Origin of the sequence: Micrococcus sp. MS-ASIII-49, from assembly GCF_000946635.1 — a bacterium.
GTDB classification, from domain to species: domain Bacteria; phylum Actinomycetota; class Actinomycetes; order Actinomycetales; family Micrococcaceae; genus Micrococcus; species Micrococcus luteus.
Genome location: NZ_JXSP01000074.1, coordinates 1 through 350 on the forward strand (window position 1 = coordinate 1; position 350 = coordinate 350).

1 protein-coding gene is annotated in these 350 nt (G+C 72.0%); it reads left to right on the forward strand.

Annotated features, from left to right (window positions below; genetic code table 11):
• Positions 1-350: DUF3418 domain-containing protein (locus SJ20_RS05595; RefSeq protein ID WP_044659224.1), on the forward strand; the 350-nt coding region annotated here is incomplete at both ends.

The following is a 350-nucleotide window of genomic DNA, read 5'->3' on the forward strand; positions in this document are numbered from 1 at the left end:
AGAAGGCGCGCCAGGATCAGCCGGACCTGCTGGACCTCGACGTCGCCGCCCTGCTCACCGCCGACGCCGAGGACCTGGACACCGACGCGTTCCCCACCACGTTCACGTATCCGATGCCCGGCGGCGACGTGGAGCTCGACCTCGAGTACACGTACGACCCGACCGGCGCGGCCGGCACCGACGGCGTGACCGTGGCCGTGCCGATCCTGCTGCTCAACCAGGTCTCCCCCGGCCCCTTCGCGTGGCTGGTCCCCGGCCTGCGGGTCGAGCTCGTCACCGCCCTCATCAAGGCGTTGCCCAAGGCCGTGCGCAAGAACCTCGTGCCCGCCCCGGACGTGGCCCAGCAGCTC